The 24187-nt window shown below is 69.6% G+C and carries 21 protein-coding genes; 4 read left to right on the forward strand and 17 right to left on the reverse strand.

Going from position 1 to position 24187, the window contains the following annotated elements; genetic code table 11:
* Positions 1-15: 15 nt before the first annotated feature.
* The 9 genes from uppS to WEF05_00495 all read right to left on the reverse strand — a co-directional run bounded on the left by uppS (position 16) and on the right by WEF05_00495 (position 6912).
* The gene (uppS, locus tag WEF05_00455; GenBank protein MEX1100370.1) at positions 16-753 is read right to left on the reverse strand and encodes a polyprenyl diphosphate synthase; all 738 of its coding nucleotides are present in this window, start codon (positions 751-753) and stop codon (positions 16-18) included.
* Positions 750-1490 carry a DNA repair protein RecO gene (gene recO, locus WEF05_00460; protein ID MEX1100371.1) on the reverse strand — a complete coding sequence of 247 codons (741 nt, stop codon included), beginning with the start codon at positions 1488-1490 and terminating at the stop codon, positions 750-752. The genes uppS and recO overlap by 4 nt, the downstream gene beginning before the upstream one ends.
* A 72-nt stretch (positions 1491-1562) precedes the next feature.
* On the reverse strand, positions 1563-2345 hold the full coding sequence (gene deoC / locus WEF05_00465) for a deoxyribose-phosphate aldolase (protein ID MEX1100372.1): 783 nt from the start codon (positions 2343-2345) through the stop codon (positions 1563-1565).
* A gap of 5 nt (positions 2346-2350) precedes the next feature.
* Positions 2351-2746 (reverse strand): cyclic nucleotide-binding domain-containing protein, encoded by a 396-nt coding sequence (locus WEF05_00470; protein ID MEX1100373.1) that lies wholly within the window; start codon positions 2744-2746, stop codon positions 2351-2353.
* Between the two features lie 34 nt (positions 2747-2780).
* A complete protein-coding gene (era, locus tag WEF05_00475) occupies positions 2781-3662 on the reverse strand; it encodes a GTPase Era (protein ID MEX1100374.1) in 882 nt (293 codons plus the stop codon).
* Positions 3663-3676: 14 nt separating this feature from the next.
* The gene (locus WEF05_00480; GenBank protein ID MEX1100375.1) at positions 3677-4972 is read right to left on the reverse strand and encodes a hemolysin family protein; all 1296 of its coding nucleotides are present in this window, start codon (positions 4970-4972) and stop codon (positions 3677-3679) included.
* A complete protein-coding gene (gene ybeY / locus WEF05_00485) occupies positions 4969-5451 on the reverse strand; it encodes an rRNA maturation RNase YbeY (protein MEX1100376.1) in 483 nt (160 codons plus the stop codon). Before ybeY ends, WEF05_00480 begins: the two co-directional genes overlap by 4 nt.
* Positions 5448-6374 (reverse strand): PhoH family protein, encoded by a 927-nt coding sequence (locus WEF05_00490; protein MEX1100377.1) that lies wholly within the window; start codon positions 6372-6374, stop codon positions 5448-5450. The genes ybeY and WEF05_00490 overlap by 4 nt, the downstream gene beginning before the upstream one ends.
* Positions 6375-6552: 178 nt before the next feature.
* Complete coding sequence (locus WEF05_00495; protein MEX1100378.1) at positions 6553-6912, reverse strand: histidine triad nucleotide-binding protein; 360 nt, start codon at positions 6910-6912, stop codon at positions 6553-6555.
* 126 nt (positions 6913-7038) lie between these two features.
* On the opposite strand from WEF05_00495, the gene WEF05_00500 reads away from it, so the two are divergent.
* Entirely contained in the window at positions 7039-8655 is a 1617-nt protein-coding gene (locus WEF05_00500; GenBank protein ID MEX1100379.1) for a hypothetical protein, read from the forward strand.
* Positions 8656-8841: 186 nt separating this feature from the next.
* A complete protein-coding gene (locus WEF05_00505) occupies positions 8842-10461 on the forward strand; it encodes a hypothetical protein (protein MEX1100380.1) in 1620 nt (539 codons plus the stop codon).
* A 3-nt stretch (positions 10462-10464) separates the two neighbouring features.
* Here the strand turns inward: WEF05_00505 and dnaJ are convergent, their stop codons facing one another.
* From dnaJ to lepA, 4 genes are read right to left on the reverse strand one after another with little or no spacing between them, the layout of a single operon-like run.
* Positions 10465-11571 (reverse strand): molecular chaperone DnaJ, encoded by a 1107-nt coding sequence (gene dnaJ, locus WEF05_00510; GenBank protein ID MEX1100381.1) that lies wholly within the window; start codon positions 11569-11571, stop codon positions 10465-10467.
* Entirely contained in the window at positions 11571-12629 is a 1059-nt protein-coding gene (hrcA, locus tag WEF05_00515) for a heat-inducible transcriptional repressor HrcA (GenBank protein ID MEX1100382.1), read from the reverse strand. Before hrcA ends, dnaJ begins: the two co-directional genes overlap by 1 nt.
* Before the next feature lie 36 nt (positions 12630-12665).
* Positions 12666-13835 carry a radical SAM family heme chaperone HemW gene (hemW, locus tag WEF05_00520; protein MEX1100383.1) on the reverse strand — a complete coding sequence of 390 codons (1170 nt, stop codon included), beginning with the start codon at positions 13833-13835 and terminating at the stop codon, positions 12666-12668.
* Positions 13832-15646, reverse strand: coding sequence for a translation elongation factor 4 (gene lepA, locus WEF05_00525; protein MEX1100384.1), 1815 nt, complete (start codon positions 15644-15646; stop codon positions 13832-13834). The genes hemW and lepA overlap by 4 nt, the downstream gene beginning before the upstream one ends.
* 61 nt (positions 15647-15707) lie before the next feature.
* Here lepA and rpsT point away from each other — a divergent pair, with 61 nt between their 5' ends.
* Both rpsT and WEF05_00535 read left to right on the forward strand, forming a co-directional pair.
* The gene (gene rpsT, locus WEF05_00530) at positions 15708-15992 is read left to right on the forward strand and encodes a 30S ribosomal protein S20 (GenBank protein ID MEX1100385.1); all 285 of its coding nucleotides are present in this window, start codon (positions 15708-15710) and stop codon (positions 15990-15992) included.
* Positions 15993-16177: 185 nt separating this feature from the next.
* Complete coding sequence (locus WEF05_00535; GenBank protein ID MEX1100386.1) at positions 16178-17551, forward strand: metallophosphoesterase; 1374 nt, start codon at positions 16178-16180, stop codon at positions 17549-17551.
* Between the two features lie 4 nt (positions 17552-17555).
* On the opposite strand, the gene holA is transcribed toward WEF05_00535, so the two are convergent.
* The 4 genes from holA to leuS form a co-directional block, all read right to left on the reverse strand.
* On the reverse strand, positions 17556-18503 hold the full coding sequence (holA, locus tag WEF05_00540; GenBank protein MEX1100387.1) for a DNA polymerase III subunit delta: 948 nt from the start codon (positions 18501-18503) through the stop codon (positions 17556-17558).
* Between the two features lie 37 nt (positions 18504-18540).
* On the reverse strand, positions 18541-20931 hold the full coding sequence (locus WEF05_00545; GenBank protein ID MEX1100388.1) for a ComEC/Rec2 family competence protein: 2391 nt from the start codon (positions 20929-20931) through the stop codon (positions 18541-18543).
* Position 20932: 1 nt separating this feature from the next.
* Positions 20933-21610, reverse strand: a complete 678-nt coding sequence (locus WEF05_00550; GenBank protein ID MEX1100389.1) for a ComEA family DNA-binding protein — start codon at positions 21608-21610, stop codon at positions 20933-20935.
* Positions 21611-21714: 104 nt separating this feature from the next.
* The gene (gene leuS / locus WEF05_00555) at positions 21715-24171 is read right to left on the reverse strand and encodes a leucine--tRNA ligase (protein ID MEX1100390.1); all 2457 of its coding nucleotides are present in this window, start codon (positions 24169-24171) and stop codon (positions 21715-21717) included.
* Positions 24172-24187 lie beyond the last annotated feature (16 nt).

Raw genomic sequence — 24187 nt, forward strand, 5'->3', positions numbered from 1 at the left:
CGGGGGCGGCCCGCCTCACTCCTCGACGACCTGGCCGAACCGCCGGGAACGCTTCTGGTAGTCGCGCAGGGCCTCGTACAGATGCTCGCGATCGAAGTCGGGCCACAGCACCGGCGTGAACCACAGCTCGGCGTAGGCGACCTGCCACAGCAAGAAGTTCGAGATGCGCTCCTCGCCGCTTGTGCGCACGAGCAGGTCGACGTCCGGGAGCTCGGGATCGTAGAGGCGCGACGCGATCGACTCGGGCGACAGTCGCTCGCCGTTGAAGACACCGAGCTCTTTCTCATCCAACAGTTGCCGTACGGCGTCCACGATCTCCATCCGGCCGCCGTAGTTGAAGGCGATCGACAACGTCATCCCCGTGTTGTCTGCGGTGAGCTCCTCCGCCTCGTCCATCTCCCGGAGCACGCCCCGCGGAACGCGCCAGTCGCGACGGCCGAGGAACCGTACGCGTACGTTCAGATCGTTCAGCTCGTCGCGGCGGCGACGGAGCAGGCCGCGGTTGAACTCCATCAGGTACTTCACTTCGAGGATCGGACGCCGCCAGTTCTCGGTGGAGAACGCGAACATCGTGAGCCAGTCGAGGCCGACCTCCACACCGCCCTTGACCGTGTCGAACATCGCCTCCTCGCCCGCCGCGTGTCCTTCGGTCCGCGCGAGTCCGCGCGCCTGCGCCCACCGGCCGTTGCCGTCCATCACGACACCGACGTGACGGGGTAGGTTCTCGCGGTCGAGGTCGGCGAGGTAGCTCACGGAGCCAGGCTCCTCGCGAGGATCGGGAAGCTGCGCATCCGCCGCTCGAGGTGGTACTCGCAGAACCCGAACAGGAACGCCCGCGCCCCGCGTCGCACGCGGTCGTCGACCACCTGCGCGCCGGCGTCGGTCAGATCTGCGGTCGCCAGCGCCGCAAGCAGGGCGACCGTTCCGGCGGGCGCGTGTTCGGCATGCCCATCGGCGCAGGTCGCACACACGAGCCCGCCCTGCGCGGACGACCAACGATCCGCGGTGGTCGATCCGCAGATCGCGCACGCGTTCAGGCTCGGGTGGAATCCGGACAGCGACAGCAGCTTCAGCAGGAACGACTCCGTCACCGCCGTCGGATCGGCGGGCCGGGTCTCGAGCGCGCGGAGCCCCGACAGCAACAAGAGGAACAACCGGACGTTGCGCTCGTGTTCCTCGGCGACCTTGTCGACCGCCTCGAGCATCGTCTCCCCTGCGCCGAACAGCCCGAGGTCCCCGCGCAGTGCACGATGGGACCCGAGGATGTCGGCCTGGGTGACGGTGTCGAGCGATCCGCGACCCCGGTAGAGCATCAGATCGACGTGGGTGAACGGCTCGAGCCGGGCGCCGAACCGGGAGGTGGTCTTGCGGATACCCTTGGCCACGGCCCGGACCTTGCCCGAGCCCTGGGTCATGATCGTCACGATCTTGTCGGCCTCACCCAGCTTGACCGAGCGCAGGACGATCCCTTGTTCCTTCGTGAGCGGCACGCTGGGATGGTACGCCCCGAGCAGGGGCGAAGTCCCGGTTCCCGCTGTTGCGTTTCCGTGAGGAGTGCCCGGTCACGGGGCCGAGCGCCGCCGCCGGTGCGCGTCGACGAGCGCGTCGAGCAGAGAGGAGGCTCCGATCCGGAACCGCTCCGGCGTCGCCGATCCGGGTCCGAGCACCTCCTCGACCAGGTCGAGGTAGGACAACGCCTGTTCGGGCGAGCCGATCCCGCCGGCCACCTTCACGCCCACCTGCCGTCCCTGCTCCATCGCGCGGAACGCCTCCTCGGTCACCGTCCGAACCGAAGCCGGCGTCGCGCCCGGGGCGCTCGTCCCGGTCGAGGTCTTCAGGAAATCGGCTCCCGCTGCGACCGCGAGCCGGGCCGCGCGACGGATCGTGTCCTCTCCCGGCAATGCCCCGGTCTCGAGGATCACCTTCAGAACCGCCGGTCCCGCCGCCTCCCGCGAGGCGTGCAGCTGCTCGCTCACGGCGGCGTCGGCCCCGGTCAGCAGGATCGTGTGATCGAGGACCGTGTCGATCTCGACGGCCCCATCGACGCGGGCCTGACGGATCTGGGAGACCCGCTCCTCGGTCGAGGCGACACCCGAGGGGAAGCCGCCGGCAGCGGCCGCGAGCGCCACCTCCGTGTCGCCGAGCGCGTCACGCGCCACTCGGACGAAGCGCGGCAGCACACACACCGCAGCGACCGGAGCCAACCGTTCGTCCTCGGGGTCGGGCCGTCGCGCTCGATCGCAGAGGGTCCGTATCCCCTCCTCGGTGTCATCGTCAGACAGCGAGGTGAGATCCAGGCAACGGAAGATCCGTTCGAGCCGCTCGAGATCCCGGTCGCCTCGCACCGCGGCTACCCGAGCAGGCGTTCGCGGCGCTCGACCTCGGCGCGCAGGTCGACGGCGAGCTCCGGCATCTCCCGGGCGATCGATGCGAGGGCGTCGGAACCGAGCGTGACGGCGAGTACAGGGGTCGTCGCGCGGACCGATGCCATCCGTCGCTGGAGCTTGATCGGTCCCATCTCGCCGACGACGTCCCCCGGGCCGAGCGTCGCGATCCGCTCACCGTCGCGCAGCACCTCCGCCGTGCCCGATTCGATCACGAACATCTCCGACGGGGGCGCTCCCTGCTCGATCAGCAGGTCGCCCTCGGCGATCTCGCTCTCGCCCGACGCGTGCGCGACGATCGACAGGTCGTGCTGATCGAGTTCGGCGAACAGCGGCAGTCGCATCAACCGCTCGAGTTCCATGGACCCGCTCCGTTCGCTCGTCGGTGCCACGATGCTACAGCCCGAGGCGCTGCAGGTGCTTCGGATCGCGTTGCCAGTCCTTCAGCACCTTGACCCGAAGGTCGAGGAAGACCTTCGTTCCGAGCAGCTGTTCGATCTGGCCGCGTGCGGCGGTGCCGATCTGCTTCAGCATCTCGCCGCCCTTCCCGATCACGATGCCCTTCTGGGAGTCTCGCTCGACCACGACCGTCGCGAAGATGCGCGTGAGCTCTCCCTCCCGCTCGAGATCCTCGACGACGACGGCCAGCGAGTGCGGCACCTCCTCGCGGGTCCTGCGCAACGCTTGTTCGCGGATCAGTTCGCCGACCCGGTCCTCGAGCCGCTGATCGGTGGCCTCCCCGGCCGGGTAGAACGCGGGACCCTCGCCGAGCGAGGCGAGCAGCACCTCGATCAGCTCGGGGACGCCCGTGCCCGTCGCTGCCGAGACGGGAACGATCTCGTCGAACGCGCCGAGCGCTCCCGCCGCCGCGAGCTGGGGGACCACCTCGTGGTGCGCGAGACGGTCGACCTTGTTCACGGCGCAGACCTTGGTCCCCGCGTGCGACTCGACCTGCCTGGCGTAGACGAACGCGTCGCCGCGTCCGACCCCCGCGTGCGCGTCGACCACCTGCACGATCGTGTCGACCCCCGCGACCGAGGCACCGACGAGGTCGTTCAGACGCTTGCCGAGCAGCGTCTTCGGCTTGTGGAACCCCGGCGTGTCGGTGAACACGATCTGGGAGTCGTCGGTGGAGCGGATCCCACGGATCTGGTTCCGTGTCGTCTGCGGCTTGTCCGAGACGATCGCGACCTTCTCGCCGACGAACGCGTTCACGAGCGTCGACTTGCCGACGTTCGGTCGTCCGAGCACCGCGACGAACCCCGAGCGGAACGTCATCGGTGGCTCACCGCCTACTCGGCGGCGACTTCCCGGCTCCCGGAGGCGGACTGAGCGTCCTCGTCGCCGGGCGAGGGTTCCGGGACGCGCGTGATCAACACCTTCGAGATCCTCCGGCCCTGGATCGCCTCGGCGCGGAAGTCCAGCCCGTCGAGCCGCGTCTGCTCTCCCTGTTCGGGGATCTTGCCCATGAGGCCCATCACGAGGCCGCCCACCGTGTCCCACTCCTCGTCCGGTAGCTCGACGTCGAGTCGGTCGTTCAGCTCGTCCACACCCATCTTGCCGCTGACGAGGTAGGAGCCCTCGGCGACCTCCTCGAGCTCGATCTCCTCGGTGTCGAACTCGTCGACGATCTCGCCGACGAGTTCCTCGAGCAGATCCTCGAGGGTGACGATGCCCGACACCGAGCCGTACTCGTCGGTGACGAGCGCGATGTGGAACTTCTCCTTCTGCATGTCCTTCAGCAGGACGGCGGCCTTCGCGGCCTCCGGAACCCAGTGTGGCTCGCGGACGATCTCCTCCAGAGGCATGTCAACCTTGCCCTGGTGCAACGCCTTCAGCACGTCCTTGGCGAACACGAAGCCGATCGTCTCGTCGAGGTCGTCTCGGAACACGGGGATCCGCGAGTACCCGTGCTGCAGGACGAGCGCCTGCACGTCGCGGAGCGTCTCGTCCGCTTCGATCGCGACGATGTCGGGGCGCGGCACCATCACCTCGCGCACGATCGTGTCGCCGAACTCGAAGATCGAGTGGATCAGCTCCTTCTCTCCCTCCTCGATCGACCCCTCCTCGGAGCCGACCTCGGCCATCGAGCGGATCTCTTCCTCCGAGACGAACGGGCCCTGCTTGAGTCCCCTCCCGGGGAGCAGCACGTTGGCCATGCCGATCAATGCGCGCGTGGGAAGGGCCAGCACGCGACCCAGGAACCATACGATCGGCGCCAGCGCGAGGGCCACCCGGTCGCTGTGGAGTACCCCGTAGGTCTTGCTCATCGCCTCGACGATCACGAAGTAGAGCAGGGTGAACAACAGCGACAGGATCGTGACACCGAGTCCGCCGAAGGAGTCCTCAGCGAGGATCGCAACGAGGATCGCGGAGCCGTTCTGGACGAGCATCACGGTCAGGTAGATCGAGTTCAGGTACCGGGGTGGGTCGCTCTCGATCCGCTCGAGGATCGGCGCGTTGCGGCGGCCTTCCTCGACGAGGGCCAGCGCCCGCACGCGGGTCATCCTCGTGAGCGAGGACTCGGCGAGCGCGAGCACGGTGCCGAACACGATCAGCGCCACGACGAGCGCCCAGAGCCAGATCACGGCGTCCGCACCCCGCTGTAGCCCTCCTGCCGTTCCCACATGCTTGCGCGATCGATCTCCTCGTCGTGGGTATAGCCGAGGAGGTGGAGCACCCCGTGTGCGAGCAGCAGACGGACCTCGCCGGTCGGATCGTTGCCGTGCTCGGCGGCGTTGCGGACGGCGGTCGCCGGGGAGATCACGACGTCACCCAGCAGCGGAGCGCCGCCCGGTGCGCGATCGTCTTCGTCGTCGAACCCGAACGAGAGCACATCGGTGGGTCCGGGCTCGCCCATGAATCGCTCGTGGAGCTCGGCGATCTCGTCGTCGGCGACGAGCGAGATCGACAGCTCGCCCCGTTGCACCCCTTCGCCCCGGAGGCACGCGAGCGCGAGCGCCCGCAGATCATCGCTGTCGACGGGGAGGTCCTGCCGGTCGTCGAGCAGGATGTGAGGTCCGGCCGTCGCCGGATCGGGACTCGGAGGATGGCCGGCGTCGTTCATCGAGCTGCCCGTTCCCGCCGCTCGCCGAAGCGACGGTAGGCCTCGACGATGTCCTGCACGATCTTGTGGCGCACCACGTCGCGCGCACCGAGATGGCAGAACTCGATCCCCTCGATGTCGGTGAGGATCTCCTCGATCACCTGCAGACCCGAGCGGCTGCCCGCCGGCAGGTCGACCTGGGTGGTGTCGCCGTTCACGACGGCCTTCGCCCCGAATCCGATCCGCGTGAGGAACATCTTCATCTGCTCGGGCGTCGTGTTCTGCGCCTCGTCGAGGATGATGAACGCATCGTTGAGCGTCCGTCCGCGCATATAGGCCAGCGGTGCCACCTCGACGGTCCCGCGCTCCATCAACCGTGGGAGGGAGTCGGCCCCGGTGAACTCGAACAGCGCGTCGTAGAGCGGACGCATGTACGGATCGATCTTCTCGTAGAGCGTGCCGGGCAGGTAGCCGAGCCGCTCGCCGGCCTCGACGGCGGGCCGGGTGAGGATGATCCGTGAGACCTCGCGCTCCTGCAGGGCCTTCACGGCGATCGCGACCGCGAGGTAGGTCTTGCCCGTTCCGGCGGGACCGATCGCGAACGTGACGGTGTTGCGCCGGACCGCGTCGACGAAGCGCTTCTGCCCGAGAGTCTTGGGCGCGATGCCCTTGCCGCGACGGGTGAGGACCACGTCGCCGAGGACCTCGGTGGGCTTGGCCTCCTCGCCCTTGATCAACTCGATCGTCTGTCCGACCGAGGAGGGCGTCAACTCGTGACCTTTGTCGAGCAACTCGATCAGCTCCTCGAACAGGGTCCCGACCTTCTCGGCCTCCCGCTCGGGACCGCTGATCGTTATCTCGTTGCCGCGAACGAGGATCTCGGAGGCGAACGCGGCCTCGACGAGCTTGAGGAAGGTGTCCTGCTGGCCGAGGAGGGCGACCATCGACTGGCTGCCGGGCACGAGGATCCTGACTTGCGTGGTGGCGCGACTCGCCAAGTGCCTCTCTCCGGGGTCGCCCCCGCCCTCCTGGTCGACGTCGGACGCGGCGACGCCGGGTCCGTTGGGTGATTCTACCGCGCAGGCCCGCCGCGGCCCAGCCCTGTGTTCTCGCGGACGGGGATCACCCGAGCGGCGCGAGCGGACGCCCGCCGAGCAGGTGGAAGTGCAGATGGAACACCGACTGCCCGGCGCCCTCCCCCACGTTCGTGAGCAAGCGCCAGCCCGACTCGTCGATCCGCTCGGTGCGAGCGAGGTGCGTCGCGGCTTGCATCAGGTCGGCGAGCATCCCGCCATGACGCTCCTCGACGACCGCGATCGACGCGATGTGCTCCTTGGGGATCAGCAGGATGTGCGTCGGTGCTTTCGGGTTGATGTCGCGGAACGCCACGACGGTTTCGGTGGCGTGCAAGATCTCGGCCGGCACCTCGCGGGAGGCGATCTTGCAGAACAGACACTCGGAATCGACGGCGAGTTCCCCCATGGGGGCGATGCTACTCCTTCGGTGCGCCATGGCGTTCCCATGATGACCGCCTCGGCCAACTGGCTTCGGCCCGTGTCTCGGAGTAGGTTCCGCGTGGGTGCTTCCCGCGCCCGAGGGAGGCAGCCGATGGGCAGGTTGCGTGCGGTCGTTCCGCTCGCGCTGTCCGGGTTCCTCGTGATCGGCACGACGTTGACCCTCGTGCCCGCCTCCGCGACCTCCGGCGGCAACGAGACACGAGCGGCCGAAACCTTCCGCGACGATCCGACGGTCCTCACCACGCCACAGCTGATCGACCGAGCAGCGGATCGCGGCCGCATCTCTCGGGCCCGCGGCAACCTGTTGCTCGCGTTCGCGTTCGCACGTCCCGATCGCCTCCCCCCCGAGTACCGCAGCGACGCGCTCGCCGAGGGGACGATCCTGCTGTTGCGCCTGCACCGCGTGGCGACCCGTTCCACACCGATCGCGCGTCGGATCGCCGAGATGATCGGAGCCGGTACCCGGGCCGGGAACCGGCGCGCTCAGACCACACCGGGCTGCTCGAGCTCCACGACCCCCCTGCCGAGCACGATCACCACCCCGCACTTCCTGATCTCCTACGACCCGAGCCGCATCGGCGCCGGCCTCACGCTGCAGGACTACGTTGCCGCGCTCGAGTCCGCCTGGGCGACCGAGATCGACTCCTTCGGATGGGCCGCACCGCCGCCGGGAACCGGTGGAGGCCGCTACCACGTCCGGCTCGTCCGCCTGAAGGGGTTCTACGGGTATGTCTCACCCAGCGGCACCCACGCCGGCCTCGTCGGCGACAACCCGTCCACGTCGTGGGACGACGTCGACGCCTACGCCTCGTGCATGGTGCTCAACGCGAACCTGTTCGGCGTGTCGACACGCCCGCGCGAAGCTCTCGACGCGACCGCGGCTCACGAGCTCAATCACGCGATCCAGTTCGGCTACGGCGCCTTGATCGGCCCGGACCGACCCGACGACGTCTTCGTCGAGGGCGGCGCGACGTGGATCGAGGACGAGGTGGTCGACGCAGCGGACGACAACCACCAGTACCTGTGGCCCTCGTTCTACGATGCCATGGGCACCTACGCCGACAGCCCGTACGGGTACTGGGTCGTGTTCCGAGCATTGACCGAGCCGTACGGCGCCGGGGTCGTGGGAGGCGGCGAGGACGTGCTCCAGCGGTTCTGGCAATCGATCGGCAAGCGGAACGCCGAGAACCTCGATGCGCTCCGCGCCGGCGTCGGGGCCGAAGGCCACTCGCTCGGGGAGGCGTTCCACGCGTCTGCGATCCGGTTGCGAGTGCTCCGCACGTGCGGAGCACTGGCCTATGCCCCGCCGGTCTGCCTGGAGGAGGCCGGGGCGTACATGGCCGCGGCCGGCAAGCCTCCCCTGCACGGCAAGGTGACCCAGGTCGGCGAGAGCTACCGCGGCGGCGTCAAGGACGACTTCGGGCTGAACTGGGTGGGCATCCCGACCGGATCGATCTACCGGGTGCGCCTGGCGAACACCGCCGGTGGTGGCCAGCTCCGGATCAGCCTCGTCTGCGACGACGGCACCTCGGCGTCGGTCCGTCCCGCCTCGGAGGTCCTCGGCCCCGGGCAGGCAACCTCGATCCCGGACTTCGACGCGCGAGCATGCGCGTCGGCCTGGGCGGTGGTCACGAACCAGAAGCAGAACGGGCCGAACCCCTCCACCTCGGCGACCCGCACCTACGCCGTCGCGACCTCGCAGTCGTAGGTCCGACGGCCGATGTCGCGACCGGGAGGACCACCGGCCGGTTCGCAGAAGTCGGCATCGGTCGCTCAACCCGAACCCCCTGCCAGGCGATAACGTAGCCATCGGCGAGGGGCGTTGCCCGCCCCGCCTGCGACCGCCCGGATGACCGAGCGCTTGCCCCCGCAGCACGGGAGAGGAGAGAAGCAGATGCGTCCCAAGTCCCGGTTCTTGCTCGTCGTGACGAGCGCCCTGATCGCCGTCGGGGTCGTGACCGCGCCCGCCCCGGCCGGTGCGTCTCCCGCGACCGTGGGAACGCCCGCCGCTGCAGAGGCATCCGCAGCCGAGGGTTCCACGCCGGATCTGCTCTCCGATGCCGTCCGCGACGGCCTCCTGTCCCAGGACGAGGTCGATCGGTACCTCGCGTCCGCCCTCTCCGGCGACGCGATCCCCCCGCGGTTCCGCAGCGAGGTTCCGTGGGACGGCACGATGATCCTGCTCGCGCTGCAACGGCGCGCCGAGGCTGGCGACCTGCCCGCCGATGTCTCTCGGACGCTCGGGTTCGCCGGCACGTCGACGACCGAGAGGGCCGCAGGCGACAGCTCCAAGTGCGGCGGGACCGGGCCCTTCCCGAAGATCGCGAAGACGAAGTTCTTCAAGATCCACTTCGATCCGACGAAGATCCGCAGCCCGTTGAACATCGGTGACTACAAGGCCTCCTTGAACCGGGTGTACAGGTTCGAGGTCAAGCGGTTCGGCTGGTGGAAGCCACCGCAGAGGAACAACGCCGGCCCGAAATACCACGCGTACATCGCGAATCTCGGTTCGGGCCTCTACGGCTTCGCAACCACCGGCGGCACCTACGGGGGGCCGGTGGGCAACAACCCGCACACGCCCTGGCCCGACGGGGACGCGTTCGCGAGCTGTCTCGTGCTCAACAGCGACTACCGCGGGTTCCCCTCCCGGCCTCGGGGCGCACTCGACGCGACATCCGCCCACGAGTACAACCACTCGCTCCAGTTCGGCATCGGCGGGCTCACCGGCTCCAACTCCCCGACGATCGGCTGGACCGAGGGCGGCGCCACGTACATGGAGGACGAGGTCTGGGACACCGCCAACGACAGCTGGTACTACCTGTGGCCGCTCTTCAATCGTTCGATGTCGCGCTACGGCGATGCCCCGGCGGAGTTCCCCTACTCCTATTGGGTCGTGTTCCGGGCGATCGTGGAGCAGTACGGAACAGGAACGGCAGGTGGCGGCCAGCTCGTGATGCGCACGTTCTGGGAACTCGTGAGCAAGGAGACCGCGAGCAACCTCGGCGCGTGGGAGCAGGCGTTGTTCGACGCCCATGGCGGAGACCTCGGCGAGGACTACCACGAGGCGTCGATCGCGCTGAAGTTCCTGAAGAAGTGCCGAGGCGGGTACGTCTATCCCTACTGCCTCCAGGAGGCGAACGGCTACCGGAAGACCACGGGGCCGAACCCGAACACGACCGTGATCGGCTCGGTCGGTGACGACTACGACGGCACCGTTCAGGACAACTACGCGCTCAACTGGGTCGGTCTGCCGGGCTCCGGCACCTACGACGTCGACGTCACGAACACCTCCGGAGAGGGAACGTTCGCAGTCAGCATCGTGTGCGACACGGGAACCGAGCTCGATCTCGTCGACACCGACGACGTGACCGACGGAGGGCCGCTGACGACATCGGTCGACGCCGACGGGTGCGTCACGCGCCCGGTCGCCGTGGTCAGCAACGTGACGCGAACCGGAGGGAACAACCCGATGCCCTCGAACATGACCTACTCCGTGGAGACCTCGCCCGCGTAGCGATCAGGGCTCGGACGGGTGGCGTAGCCGGCCGTCGACGACCGATCCCTTGCCCGCCGGCTCGCCGCGGAGGTCGGCGAGCCGGCGGAGCAGCTCGCGCTCGGCCTTGTCCTTGCCGTCCGGGATCCGGATCCGCACGCTGAGGAACAGGTCTCCGCGGCCCCGGCGGTGCAGGTTCGGGATCCCCTGGCCCTTCAGCCGGACGACGGTGCCGGCCTCGGTTCCGGGCTCGATCTTCACGCGCTCGCGCCCGTCGAGGGTATCGACCTCGACCTCGGCGCCCAGCGCCGCCTGGGTCATGTCGATCTCCAGGAGGGTGACCAGATCCTGCCCGCGTCGTTCGAACAGCGGACTCGGTTCCACCCGCAGCGACAGGTACAGGTCGCCCGGCGGCCCTCCCGCGCGGCCCGCGTGGCCCCCCGATCCGACCCGGAGCTCGAGGCCGTCGGCCACGCCCGCGGGGACATCGATCGGGGCGGTCTCGGTCGCGAGGACCCGCCCGTGTCCCTCGCAGGTCGGGCAGGGCGAGGCGATCTGTCGTCCGGTCCCCTCGCACGTGCCGCACGGCCCGGCGCTCACGAGCTCACCGAAGATGCTCCGGCGCACCTGCTGGACCTGCCCCGAGCCACCGCAGACCTGACACGTCGTCGGCGCGGTCCCCGGCTCCGCACCCGAGCCCTCGCAGGTTCCGCAGACAACTGCCCGCTCGACCTCGAGGTCGCGATGCGCGCCGAACGCCGCCTCGGAGAAGGTGAGTTGGACGACCGCGAACAGATCCTCGCCGCGTTGGGTCCGGGTGCGCTGCTGCGTGCGACGTCCACCGGATCCGCCACCGGTCCCGAAGAACATGTCGAAGATGTCCTGCACATCTCCGAACCGGAACCCGGGTCCACCCTCGGACCCGTAGGCGTCGTAGCGCTGCCGCCGCTGTGGGTCGGACAGGATCTCGTAGGCGCCCGAGACCTCCTTGAAGCGTTCCTCCGCCTCCGGAGTGGCGTTCACATCCGGGTGCAGCTCGCGTGCGAGTCTGCGGTAGGCGCGCTTGATGTCGTCCGGCGACGCGTCGCGCCCGACGCCCAGCAGCTCGTAGAGGTCGCGGACGGCCGCCACTACTGTTCCAGTTCCGCTGCCAGATCCGACAACCGCTTGGCGACCGCGCGCACCGAGGCCATCACGCTCAGGTAGTCCATCCGCGTCGGGCCGACGATCCCGATCGTGCCGACCTGGTTCTCGACGGTGCCGAACGGGGCCGTGACGAGCGAGGCATCCCATCCTCCGGTGGTCGGATGCTCGCCGCCGATCGTGACGGCGAGATCGCCCGCGGCGACGTCGCGCAGCAGCTTCAGCATCTCGGTCTCGCGCTCCAGCGCCTCGAAAAGCCGCCGGATCGTGTCGGCGCGCCACTTCGCCGCGTCGTCGGCGAGGTTCGCGACCCCACCGACGAGCACGTGCTCGGCTCCCTCGCCCATCTGGATCTCCCGAAGGGCCTCCGCGACGTCTCCGAGCACCCGTCGCTCGGCCCCGGGGCTCTCGGCGGCGAGCTGCAGCGCGCGCGCCTGCGCGTCGGGCAGGGTCAGCCCCGAGAACGCCCGCAGCCGCTTCTCGACCGCGGTCACACCTTGGGCGTCGAGCCGGTCGGGCCGATCAATCATCCGCTTGTCGACGCGGCCGTGCTGCCCGACGACCAGGATCATCAGGGCCGCGCCGCCGAGGTCGATCAGCTCGACCCGCAACAATGCCTCGTCCACGGGACCCGGAGGGACGGCGACTGCCGCGTACTGGGTCATGCGCGACAGCAGCTGGGTCGTGCCACGCAGCACATCCTCGAGATCGAGCACGGTCTCGTCGAAGAACGCGGAGACGGCCTTGCGCTGCGCGTCCCGGAGCCGCCCGCCCGCGGGGAGCGTGTCGACGTAGCGGCGGTACCCGACGTCGGTCGGGATCCTTCCCGCCGAGGGGTGCGGGTGGCTCAGGTAGCCGAGCTCCTCGAGGGCGGCCATCTCGTTGCGGATCGTCGCCGACGACACGCCCAGACCCGAGCGCTCGGCGATCGTCTCGCTCCCGACGGGCTCACCGGACCGGACGTATTCTTCCACCACCGCGCGGAGCACGGCGAGCTTGCGTTCGCCGAGGGCGCCTGGCTGCGAGGGCGCGGAGTGGTCGCTCATGCCCGCATGATACCTAGCACTCTCTGGCTGGGAGTGCTAAGCACCCGCGGAGCGTTCGCCGGTGATCGCCAGGACGAGCTCGTTCAACAGCAGCATGCCGCGCTCGGTGGGAACGACGGAGCCCTCACGTTCCTCGAGCAGCCCGCTGGCGAGGAACGGTCCGAGCCGGTCGGCCTCGACCCAGCTCGAGGGGATGCCGTGGAAGGTGCGCATCCGCAGGAACACCTCTTCGAGGTAGTCGTCGGCTGGGTCCAGGCCCTCCCCTCCGCCGGTGGGGAGGTCTCCTCGCTCCACGGTCTCGAGGTACTCCTGCGGAGGGCGGAGGTTCCACCAGCGGCGGCGGTCCCGATAGGAATGTGCCCCGGCGCCGAGCCCCAGGTAGGGACGACGTTCCCAATAGCCGAGGTTGTGGCGGCACTCGTACCCGGGACGCGCCCAGTTGCTCACCTCGTAGTGCCCGTAGCCCGCCGACGCGAGCATCCCGCACGCGAGCTCGAACATCTCGGCCTGCAGGTCGGGGTCGGGCGCCGGCACCTCTCCCGCCGCCACCTTGCGCCCGAGCGGCGTTGCGGGCTCGATCGTGAGCGCGTATGCACTGATGTGCTCCGGCCCGAGCGCGATCGTGCGTTCGAGCGTCGCGGCCCACGAGCCGGCCGTCTCCCCGTCCGCGCCGTAGATCAGATCCAGGTTCACGTTGTCGTAGCCGGCCTCGCGGGCGGCGTCGAACGCGCGCAGCGCCGCCTCAGGTGTGTGCAGACGCTCGAGAGCTCGGAGCACCGACGGGTCGAACGACTGCGCCCCCATAGACACCCGCGCGAACCCGGCGTCGAGCAGTGCGTGCAGCGATCCGGTGTCCACGGTGTCGGGGTTGGCCTCGACGGTGACCTCGACATCGCCGGCCGTCTCGAACACGCTCGCAAGATGCGCGAGGAGCCCGGCGAGCTCCTCGGGCGGACGGGTGGTCGGCGTTCCCCCTCCGAGGAAGACCGTCGAGACCACCTGCCCGTCCCAGGCCGAGGAGGCCAGGTCGGCCTCGCGCCGGAGCGCGTCGATGTAGCGCGAGCCCAGGTGGTCCAGGCCCGAGTAGGCGTTGAAGTCGCAGTAGCCGCATCGGGTGAGGCAGAACGGGACGTGGACGTAGATCCCCGCCTCGGCCCGATCGCCTGGACCGAACGCATCGGGGCCCGCCGCCGCGCCGCCGATCACTTCTTCTGTGCCTTCTGCTCGCCCTGGTCGACCCGCAGGGCGGTGATGAACGCGTCCTGCGGAACGTCGACCTTCCCGACGCGGCGCAGGCGGTCCTTTCCCTTCTTCTGTTGCTCGAGCAGCTTGCGCTTGCGGGTGATGTCGCCGCCGTAGCACTTTGCCAGCACGTCCTTGCGCTTGGCCTTGACCGTCTCGCGCGCGATCACCTTGCTGCCGATCGAGGCCTGGACGGCGACGTCGAACATCTGCCGTGGGATCAGTTCGCGCAGCCGTTCGGTCATGCGCCGGCCGTAGGCGTACGCCTTGTCCTTGTGGACGACCGAGCTGAACGCGTCCACCGGCTCGCCGTGCAGCAAGATGTCCACGCGCACGAGGTTCGCGGGCACGTAGCCCCACGGCTCGTAGTCGAGCGAGGCGTAGCCCTTCGTCCGCGACTTCAGTTGATCGAAGAAGTCGAAGATGATCTCCGCGAGCGGCAGCTGATAGTGGACCTCCGCGCGCTGGGGCGACAGGTAGGTCATGTCCACCATCTCCCCGCGCCGCGACTGGCACAGGTCCATCACCGCGCCGAGGTAGTCCTTCGGCACGATCACGGTCGCGAGCACGACCGGTTCCTCCACGCGTTCGTAGTCACCGCTCGGCGGCATCTCGCTCGGGTTGTGGACGACGACGGGACCCTCGTCAGCCCCGTCTTGGCCGATCCGGAACAGATGGAACTCCACGTTCGGAGCCGTCGCGATCAGCTCGAGATCGAACTCGCGCTCGAGGCGTTCCTTCACGATGTCCATGTGGAGCAATCCGAGGAACCCGCAGCGGAAGCCGAACCCCAGTGCCTGCGACGTCTCCGGCTCGTAGTGCAACGCGGCGTCGGAGAGCTTCAGCTTGTCGAGCGCCTCGCGCAGGTCCGCGTAGTCCGCGCCATCGGCGGGGAACAGTCCACTCCACACCATCGGCTTCGGCTCGCGGTAGCCGGGCAGCGGCTCCGTGGCTCCGTGCTTGCCGGCCAGGGTGACCGTGTCCCCCACCTTGGCCAGGTGCACGTCCTTCAGCCCGGTCACGAGGTAGCCGACCTCACCGGGGCCGAGCACGGGGACGGGAGCCGGATCGGGCGAGAGCACGCCCGCCTCTTCCGCGTCGGTCTCGTGCGCTGCCGCCATCAGCCGGATCGCGGCGCTCGAGGGAAGGTGGCCGTCGACCACTCGCAGGTAGGCGATCACGCCACGGTACGGATCGAACATCGAGTCGAAGATCATCGCGCGCAACGGACCGCCGGCGTTTCCCTCGGGAGCCGGAACCCGCTCGATCACCGCATCGAGCAGCTCCCGTACGCCGGCTCCCGTCTTGCCCGACGCACGCAGGACATCGGAGGGATCGACACCGAGCAGATCAGCGAGCTCCTCGCTCACGGCGTCGGGATCGGCCGCCGGCAGGTCGATCTTGTTCACCGCGGGAACGATAACGAGCCCGGCGTCGCGCGCTAGATGGTAGTTCGCGAGGGTCTGGGCCTCGATCCCCTGGGCGGCATCGACGAGCAGGACGGCTCCCTCGCACGCAGCGAGCGAGCGGGAGACCTCGTAGGTGAAGTCCACGTGGCCGGGCGTGTCGATCAGGTTGAGCACGTGACCGGCGTGGTGGAGCCGCACCGCCTGGGCCTTGATCGTGATGCCGCGCTCGCGTTCGAGATCCATCTTGTCGAGGTACTGCGCGCGCATGTCCCGGGCCGCGACGGCATGGGTCAGCTCGAGCACCCGGTCGGCCAGCGTGGACTTGCCGTGGTCGATGTGCGCGATGATGCAGAAGTTGCGGATCATGGACGTCTCGGTCACCGCCCTATCGTACGGGCGCACGAGGCGCTGGTAGGCTGTGGCGCTCATGGCGAACATCAAGTCCCAGATCAAGCGGAACCGGCAGACCGAGAAGCGCAACGAGCGGAACAAGGCCGTGCGCTCTTCTCTGAAGACTTCGGCCAAGAAGGTGCAGCTTTCCTCGGCCGAAGGCGACGCGGACGCCGCGCGCGATCAGGCGCTGGCCACCTCGAAGGCGCTCGACAAGGCGGCCTCGAAGGGCATCCTGCACAAGCGCACAGCCGCCCGGCGCAAGTCCCGCCTGGCCAAGGCCGTCAACCGCGCGGCTGGCTCCTCCCCGTCAGCCTCCTGACGATCGGTCAGGCTCCTGACGACCCTTGCCGAGTGCTGTTCGGTGAGATCGGTCAGCCTCCTTACGATCGGTCAGGCAGTTGACGCCATCGACGAGAGCGCTCCGTGGTTTGTCGTCAGGGAACTGACGGGCTGTCCTCGATCGGTTGCGGGACCCGGGCCCTCCCCGGCACTAGGCTCCCCCACGTGAGGAACACCGATCCGGACCCGGCGCCCACCACCACCGCCGCCGCCGACCCACCCACCTCACCGGTCGTGCCCGATGTCGAACTCGACATCCGCGTGCGCGCTCCCGGTTCGCAGCAGATCAGCGACGTCCTCGAAGTGCGCGTCCCAAAGGGACACCGGGTGTTCTGCGTGAGCGACCTCCATTTGCGCCCCAAGCGCAGCGAGGCGTCGGCGTGGGCGATCCCCGAGCTCGCGAAGGCGCTCGATGCGCTCGACGGTCCCGCAACGCTCGTGCTGATCGGCGACGTGCTCGAGATGTGGTTCGTTCAGCCGCCCGACGGCCTCGGCTCCCTCGACGCGCACCCGGACCTGACCGAGGCGGTCGAACGGTTCCGTGCGGGGCATCCGCAACGGCGTGTGCTGTATGCGATCGGGAACCACGACGGTCGTCTCGGATGGGACGGCGATCTGCTCGACGCGATCTCCGAGCGGCTCGGCTGCGAGTTCGCGTTCGCGATCGAGCTGATTCCCGACGAGGGGGACGGGGGCCGGGTCCGGATCGAGCATGGACACGCCTACGACCCGGCGAACGCGTTCGAGGATCCGCGCGACCCCGGGGAGTCACCCCTCGGCATGCATCTGGTCGAGGAGGTGATGCCCGAGCTCACCTTCGCCGAACACGGAGCGCTCGACGGCTTCGATCGCCTCGCGAACCCCAGGACGTTCCTGGGCTTCATGTCGTCGCGCTACTTCTACCGCCGGGTGGTCGGCATCGCCGGGTGGATCGTGATCCCGCTCGCCCTGCTGTTCCTCGCGCGGATCGTCACGGGTCTGCTGATCGTGCTCAGCGGCGATCCTCGCTCCGGGCTGGATGACGCCCTGCGAGCGCGTTTCATCGGGCTCGACACCGTCCAGCTGCTCGCCCTGATCGTTCTCGCGTTCACCGGCCTCGCATTCGCCCGGCGGGGATGGCACAGGGGAGAGGACCAGGTCGGCTCGTTCCGCGGGAAGACGCAGAACGCTCGAACCAAGGACGCCGCCCGCAGGCTCGTCGAGAACGGCTACGCCGGCATGGTCGCGGCGCACACCCACCACTGCGAGCTGTCGGAACTCGACACCGGGTTCTACGCGAACACCGGCTCGTGCTCGCAGGTGATCGACCGGGTTCCGGCTCGGTTGCGGCTCCCCCACGTCTACCTACCGAGGTTGCAGCTGTCCTGGGTGATGCTCGAGTTCACCAACGGCTGGACCGTCCGGCTGATCGCGGCTCGCCGCGGCGTTCCCGGCGCGTCACGTCTGGAACGGGCGGCCGCCGGCCGCGCCGAACGCCGACTCGAAACCGATCCCGTCCAGGTCGCTTCCTGGCCCAACGGACCGCTGCTGCCCGAGTAGACGCTCACGCGCCGACGAGGGCCGGCGCGCCGGCGATCTCGCCGACGAGGGACGCCAGGACGATCTCGCCGTCGGCCCCGGACTTCAACGAGCGGTCGGCGTCGACGAGCCGCCCGTGGATCGCGATCAGCTCGGCGATCGAGAAGCGGAAGGCCTGATCGCGGTAGCGGCGCGCCTGCCAGTCGAAGCGCAGACCCGCGGCCTTCGCGAGATCGGCCAGCGGCATCCGCTCGGGGAGCGAGCGCACCTTCAACAGGTCTCGCACCCGCGACGCGATGTAGCCGAGGATCATCAGCGGGTCGGCCCGTTGCTCGAGCAGCGACCGCAGCGCGACGATCCCTCCGGGCAGGTCCTTGCCGAACGCACGGTCGCACAGGTCCCACAGGTGCTGTTCCCCCAGCCCCCGGAATTGCGTCGAGACGAGGTCGGGGGTGATCGTCTGAGCGGGGTAGGCAGCTCCGAGCTGCACGACCGCCTGGTCGAGCGCCGCCGGCTCCTCGCCGAGGCGCTCCACGAGCGCGGCGGCGGCCGCCCCCGAAACATCGGTCCGGTGCCGCCGGCCTCGCTCGACGATCCATCCGGGGAGCTCCTTGCGAGCGAGCTTGACCTCGCGCACGGCCCCGACCGGCTTGACGGCCTTGACCAACGCAGCAGGAGGCTTGCCCCGCTCCGCGGTGGTGCAGTTCAGCACGAGGATCGCGTCGGGATCGGGCGCGCTCAGGTACGCGGTGAGCGCGGTCTGGGCCTCCTTGGTGAGCTTTCGGCAGTCGGTGACATGCAAGGCGCGCGGCTCGCCGAACAGCGACGGCGTCGCGAGGTCCGACAGCTCGGCGCCCTCCCATTCCGCTGCGTCGACCTCACGAGCTTCGACGTCTCCGAGCACCCGCAGGGCCTCATCCCGCAAGAGGAAGGGGTCCTCGCCCCACAGCAACACGATCGGTGAGCTCGCCACGACCCGCCCATCCTACGGGCGCCCGATCACCGACGACCTAGGCGAGCCCGACGCCGCCGGGTCCGAGGGTGAGGACGACATCCCCGTGCTGGTCGGTACGGACCACCTGCGCCCCCGTTGCCTCGAGCTCGTCGAGGACCCAGCCGACCGGATGCCCGTAGGGGTTCTCACCCACGCTGACGACCGCGATCGACGGCGCCACCGCCTCGAAGAACTCGGGAACGGAGGTCCCGCCGCCGTGATGCGGCACCTTCAACACGTCTGCCCGCAGATCGAGGCCGGCATCGAGCATCGCCTCCTGTGCGGGCTCCTCCGGTTCGGTCGCGAACAGCACCGTGCGGTCGCCCCAGCGGATGCGCAGCACGAGGGCGTCGTTGTTGAGATCGGACTCGGTCGAGGTGAAGCACTCGGCGGGAGACAGGACCTCGACCGTGAGATCGCCAACCCTGTAGGACGCCCCGGTTCGCGGATGCTGAAGGGGAACGCGTTCCTCGCTGATCGCGCGCAACAACTCCGGCCGCAGCGCTCCCCACTCGTCGGGGCACCCGGGCTCGAGGACGGTCCCCACCGGGAAGCGCGCCAGGACGGCGGGGAGCCCCACGATGTGATCGGCGTGTGGGTGCGATGCGACGACCAGGTCGAGCCGCCGGACCCCGAGCGCGGCCAGCTCGCCGGCGACCTCGTCGGGATCCGGCCCGCCGTCGATCAGGATCCGCGCCCCACCCGGCGAGCTCACGAGCGCGGCGTCGCCCTGGCCGACGTCGAAGACACGAACCTCCAGCCCTCCGGGCGGACCCGCGCCGAGCGCGACCCACCACGCGAGCACCGGGACGATCGCCGCGGCGGCGATCGGGACGATGCGCGGGAACGGGCGCTGGGTCCGAAGGCGCCACACGATCGCGGCGACCAGCGCCGTCCCGGCGAGCAGCACGCCGATCCCCCCTCCCGACGCGAGCGCCGGCACCGGCGCTTTGGCCGCGCGATCGGCGACGACCTCCAGACCGCGGACCGGGACCAACGCCATGCCGGCGAGTAGGCGTCCGAGCGGTTCGAGAACCGCCCCGGCTGCGGCCGCACCGAGCCCGAGCAGCATCGAGGGCGCGACGAGTGGGAACGCGGCCAGGTTCGCGAGGATCGTGGTCCCCGGCACCTCCCGGAAATGGAACAGCAGCAACGGGGTGACCCCGAGCTGGGCCGCGATGGTCGTTCCGACGGCGAGTGCCGCCGGGCGCGGCAGCCACGACAGGCGATCGGCCAGGGGCGCCGCGAGCGCAGCGAGCCCGGCCGTCGCCGCGACCGACAGCTGGAAACCGACCGACCAGACGAGCCAGGGGTCGAGCACGAGCAGGACCAGCACCGCACCCGCGACGAGCGCACCAGTGGCTCTCGGCCGCCCCGACGCGACGCCGAGCAACGCGAGCCCCGCCATCACGCCGGCACGGAGCACGGATGGCTCGCCGCCCGTGACGAGCACGACCGCGGCGACCAGCGCCACTCCCCCGGCGAACCGCACGGTCCGCGGCAACCGGAGCAGGCTCGCGAGCCAGAGTGCCGGAACGAGGACCATCGCGACGTTCCCGCCGGACGCCACGAGCAGATGACCGAGCCCGGCCGCGTCGAAGTCGCGCTCGAGCGCGGGATCGAGGTTCGCTCCGTCACCGAGCGCCAGCCCCATCAGAAGCCCTGCCTCGCGGGGCGGGAACAGCGCCAGGAGCGCTCGCGACGTCGCGGCGCGCACGCCCTGTGCCGCGCGCACGAACGTGTTGGCCGACGGCCCGATCCGTTCCAGCTCGTCGACGGTCACGAGCACGCCGATCCCACGCCGTCGCAACGACATGCGGAACCCTGGATCGTCGGGGACCTCGATGCTGCCCTCGATCACGACCCGGTCGCCACGGACGACACCCGCAGGTGGATCACCCCGGCCGGAGATCCAGGCGCGCTCGCGCACCCCGACGACACCCTCGCCGCCGTCGAACGAGCCGACGTCGGCGAGCGCCGACCATCCGTACGGTCCGAGGGTGGGATCGGTCCGGAGCGCGGCCTCCAGACGCCCCGAAGAAGGAGCCGCGCCGGCGAGCACGCCGTCGTCGAGCCGGGCCTCCCAGAGTCCTGCCCACCCGACCCCGAACAGGATCAGGCCCGCCAGGGCGAGCGCGGTCACACCCGGCTTCGTCACGCGGCCCGGCGCAAGCGCTTCGAGCGCCGCGATCGCGTCGGACCCTCGCGGACGTTCCGCCCCGATCCTGCCTGAGAGGTCGATCTCATCGAACGACCGCGGTCCGGATGCACCGACCGCTGCGCCGATCAGACCCGCCGCCCCCAGGAGCAACCAGCCCCATTCCGGAACGGCGCCGCCAAGGATCGGCCACGCGAGCAGCCCAAGCGTGAACGCGCCGGCCGCCGCCGGCAGCAGCACGACGCCCACCTCAGATCGTCACGTGGTCGCGGATCTCCTCGAGGGTGGCAGGTCCGATCCCACTGACGTCCTCCAGCTCGTCGATCGACGTGAACGGGCCGTTCTCGATGCGGTGGTCGATGATCTCCTGCGCCAGTACCTCGCCGATGCCCGACAGCTCCTCGAGCTCGATCGCGTCGGCGGTGTTGACGTTGATCGTGTCGCCCTCGCCGGCTCCGGGCGCCGCGGGCAACCCGCCCGGAGCCGTGGCGCCGCGCTCGGGAACGACGATCTGGGAACCGTCGGTGAGCAGCGCCGCGAGGTTGAGGCCGTCAAGGACCGCCCGCCCGGTGGGTCCGCGTGCCGCGTCGATCGCATCGATCACCCGATCACCCGGAACGAACTCGTACACCCCCGGTCGCCGAACCTCGCCGGCCACGTGCACGAAGATCGCCTGCGACCCCCCGGCGCCGGCGGCCGGGGTCGCGGATGCTCCCGGCGCGGTCAACCCGGAGCCCTGTGCGACGGCGGACGGCGAAGAGGATGGCGCGATGGCTCCGCCGACCTGCTGCACGGCCACCGGCTCGGGCAACGAGCGGAGGTACCAGACCGCGACGGCGCCGACGAGCGAGGCGACGAGCACGAGCATCCCGATCAACTCGCGCCGCGACAGCGTCGCGAGGCGATCGCGCAACGACAGGTCGGACATGCACCCTCCCCCACGGTCGGAACGGATCGAGGGAGAGGAACGCAGGCGAGCCTAGTGGACACCCCGAGCGGGAGCCGTGACCCGCATCACAGCAGGACCGAGATTCAGCCCTTCGTGACGAAGTTGACGAGCTTGGGCGCGCGGACGATCACCTTCGCGACCTCGCGTCCGTCGAGCGCTCGCCGCGCGTTCTCCGAAGCGCGCGCGAGCTCCTCGATCGCGGCGGCGTCGGCACGGGCGTCGACCTCGAGGCGATCGCGCACCTTGCCGTCCACCTGGACGACGAGGGTGATCCGCTCCTGCACCGTGAGCCCGGAGTCGAACCCCGGCCAGGACGCAACGTGCACGCTGGTGGTCTTGCCCAGCGCTCCACGCCACAGCTCCTCGGCCAGGAACGGCGCGAACGGCGCGAGCAGCAGCGTCAGCGCCTCCGCTGCGTCCCGGCCCCCCGCCCCGGCATCGAGCGCCGCCCGGAGCTCGTTCGACAGCACCTGGAGCTTCGAGATCGCGACGTTGAACCGGAAACGCTCCAGATCGTCGGTCACGCCCTGGATCGTGCGGTGGTGAAGGCGGGTCAGTTCGCCGGACTGCGCCGCGTCGTTGCCGGCGGCGTCGAACACCGCTTGGTGCACCCTGCCGAGCCACGCGGTCACTCCGGGCTTGCGGTCGCCCTCGGGAGCGATCAGCTTCCAGTCGATGTCGTCCTCGAACGGCCCCGCGAACAGCATCATCACACGCATCGTGTCCGCACCCCAGCGCTCGACGATCGGCATCGGCTCGACGATGTTCCCCTTGCTCTTCGACATCGACGCGCCGTCGTAGATCACCTGCCCCTGGTTCATCAGGCTGGGGAACGGTTCGGTGAACGAGACGAGCTCCATGTCGTGGAGCACCTTCGTGAAGAACCGTGAGTAGAGCAGATGGAGGATCGCGTGCTCCACCCCGCCGGTGTACTGGCCCACGGGCATCCAGGCGGCGACCTGCTCGGGGTCGAAGACACGATCGCTCTCGTGCGGCGAGCAATAGCGCAGGAAGTACCAGCTCGAGTCGACGAAGGTGTCCATCGTGTCGGTGTCGCGCCGCGCGGGTCCGCCGCACGCCGGGCAGGTCGTCTGCACGAATCCCTCGTGGCGGGCGAGCGGTGAGTCACCGCCGGGCGTGAAGTCGACGTCGTCGGGCAGCAGCACGGGGAGTTGGTCGTCGGGCACGACGACCTCACCGTGCGTTGGGCAGTGCACGATCGGGATCGGCGCTCCCCAGTAGCGCTGCCGGCTGATCAGCCAGTCGCGCAGGCGGTAGGTCACGGCGGCCTTGCCACGGCCCTCCTCGTCGAGCCACGCGGCGACCCTGGAGATGCTCCCGGGAGAACGTTCGCCGTCGAACGGACCCGAGTCGACCATCACGCCCTCGGCCGCGAAGGCCTCGGTCATCGCACCGGCGTCCAGATCCGCATCCTCCGGTCGGATCACCACGCGGACCGGAAGGTTGTGCTCCCGGGCGAACCCGAAGTCGCGCTGGTCGTGCGCGGGAACGGCCATCACCGCGCCGGTCCCGTACTCCATCAGCACGTACGGAGCGACGTAGCAGGGCACCTTCTCCCCGTTGACCGGATTCACGACGTGCACTCCAAGCGCGATCCCCTCGCGACTCTCGGCGCGTTCCTCCGCCTGCTCACGATCGGCGAGCACCGCCGACCGTTCCCGCTCGACGAGGCCGCGCACCACGTCCCACGCGCCGCCCGCCTTCGCGAGCGCCTCCACCATCGGATGCTCCGGAGCGAAGACGAAGAACGTGACCCCCCACAGGGTGTCGGGGCGGGTCGTGAAGACCTCGACCTGCTCCCCGGTTTCGGCCACCTCGAAGGTGACGGTCGCACCCTCGGAGCGTCCGATCCAGTTCCGCTGCATAGTCAGCACTCGCTCGGGCCACTGGGTGAGTTCGTCCATGTCGTCGAGCAGCCGCTGCGCGTAGTCGGTGATCCGAAAGAACCACTGGGTCAGGTCCTTGCGAACGACGATCGCGCCGCAACGTTCGCACGCGCCGTTCTTGACCTGCTCGTTCGCGAGCACCGTCTTGTCGTTCGGGCACCAGTTCGCCGGAGCGGTCTTGCGGTAGGCCAAGCCCCGTTCGAAGAACCGGGCGAACAGCCACTGCGTCCAGCGGTAATACTCCGGATCGCAGGTGTTCAGCCGGCGCGACCAGGCGAACGACATGCCCATCCGCTCGAAGCTGGCGGCCTGCTGTTCGATGTTCGCGTAGGTCCACTCCTTCGGGTGGACCCCCCGCTTGATCGCCGCGTTCTCCGCGGGCAGTCCGAACGCGTCCCATCCGATCGGGTGGAGCACGTCGTTGCCCTGCATCGCCTTGTACCGCGCCACCGCGTCCCCGCCCGAGAACGCCTCCGCATGTCCCATGTGTAGATCGCCCGAGGGGTAGGGGAACATGTCGAGCGCGTAGAAGCGGGGCGCGTCGGAGCCCCTCGCGCCCGCGCGATAGAGCTGCTCTTCGCGCCAGCGCACCATCCACTTGGGCTCGATCTCGGACGCGTCATACCTGGTCATGATGTGCGCCATGCTA

It is taken from the genome of Actinomycetota bacterium, from assembly GCA_040881665.1.
Lineage (GTDB): Bacteria > Actinomycetota > UBA4738 > UBA4738 > HRBIN12 > JBBDWR01.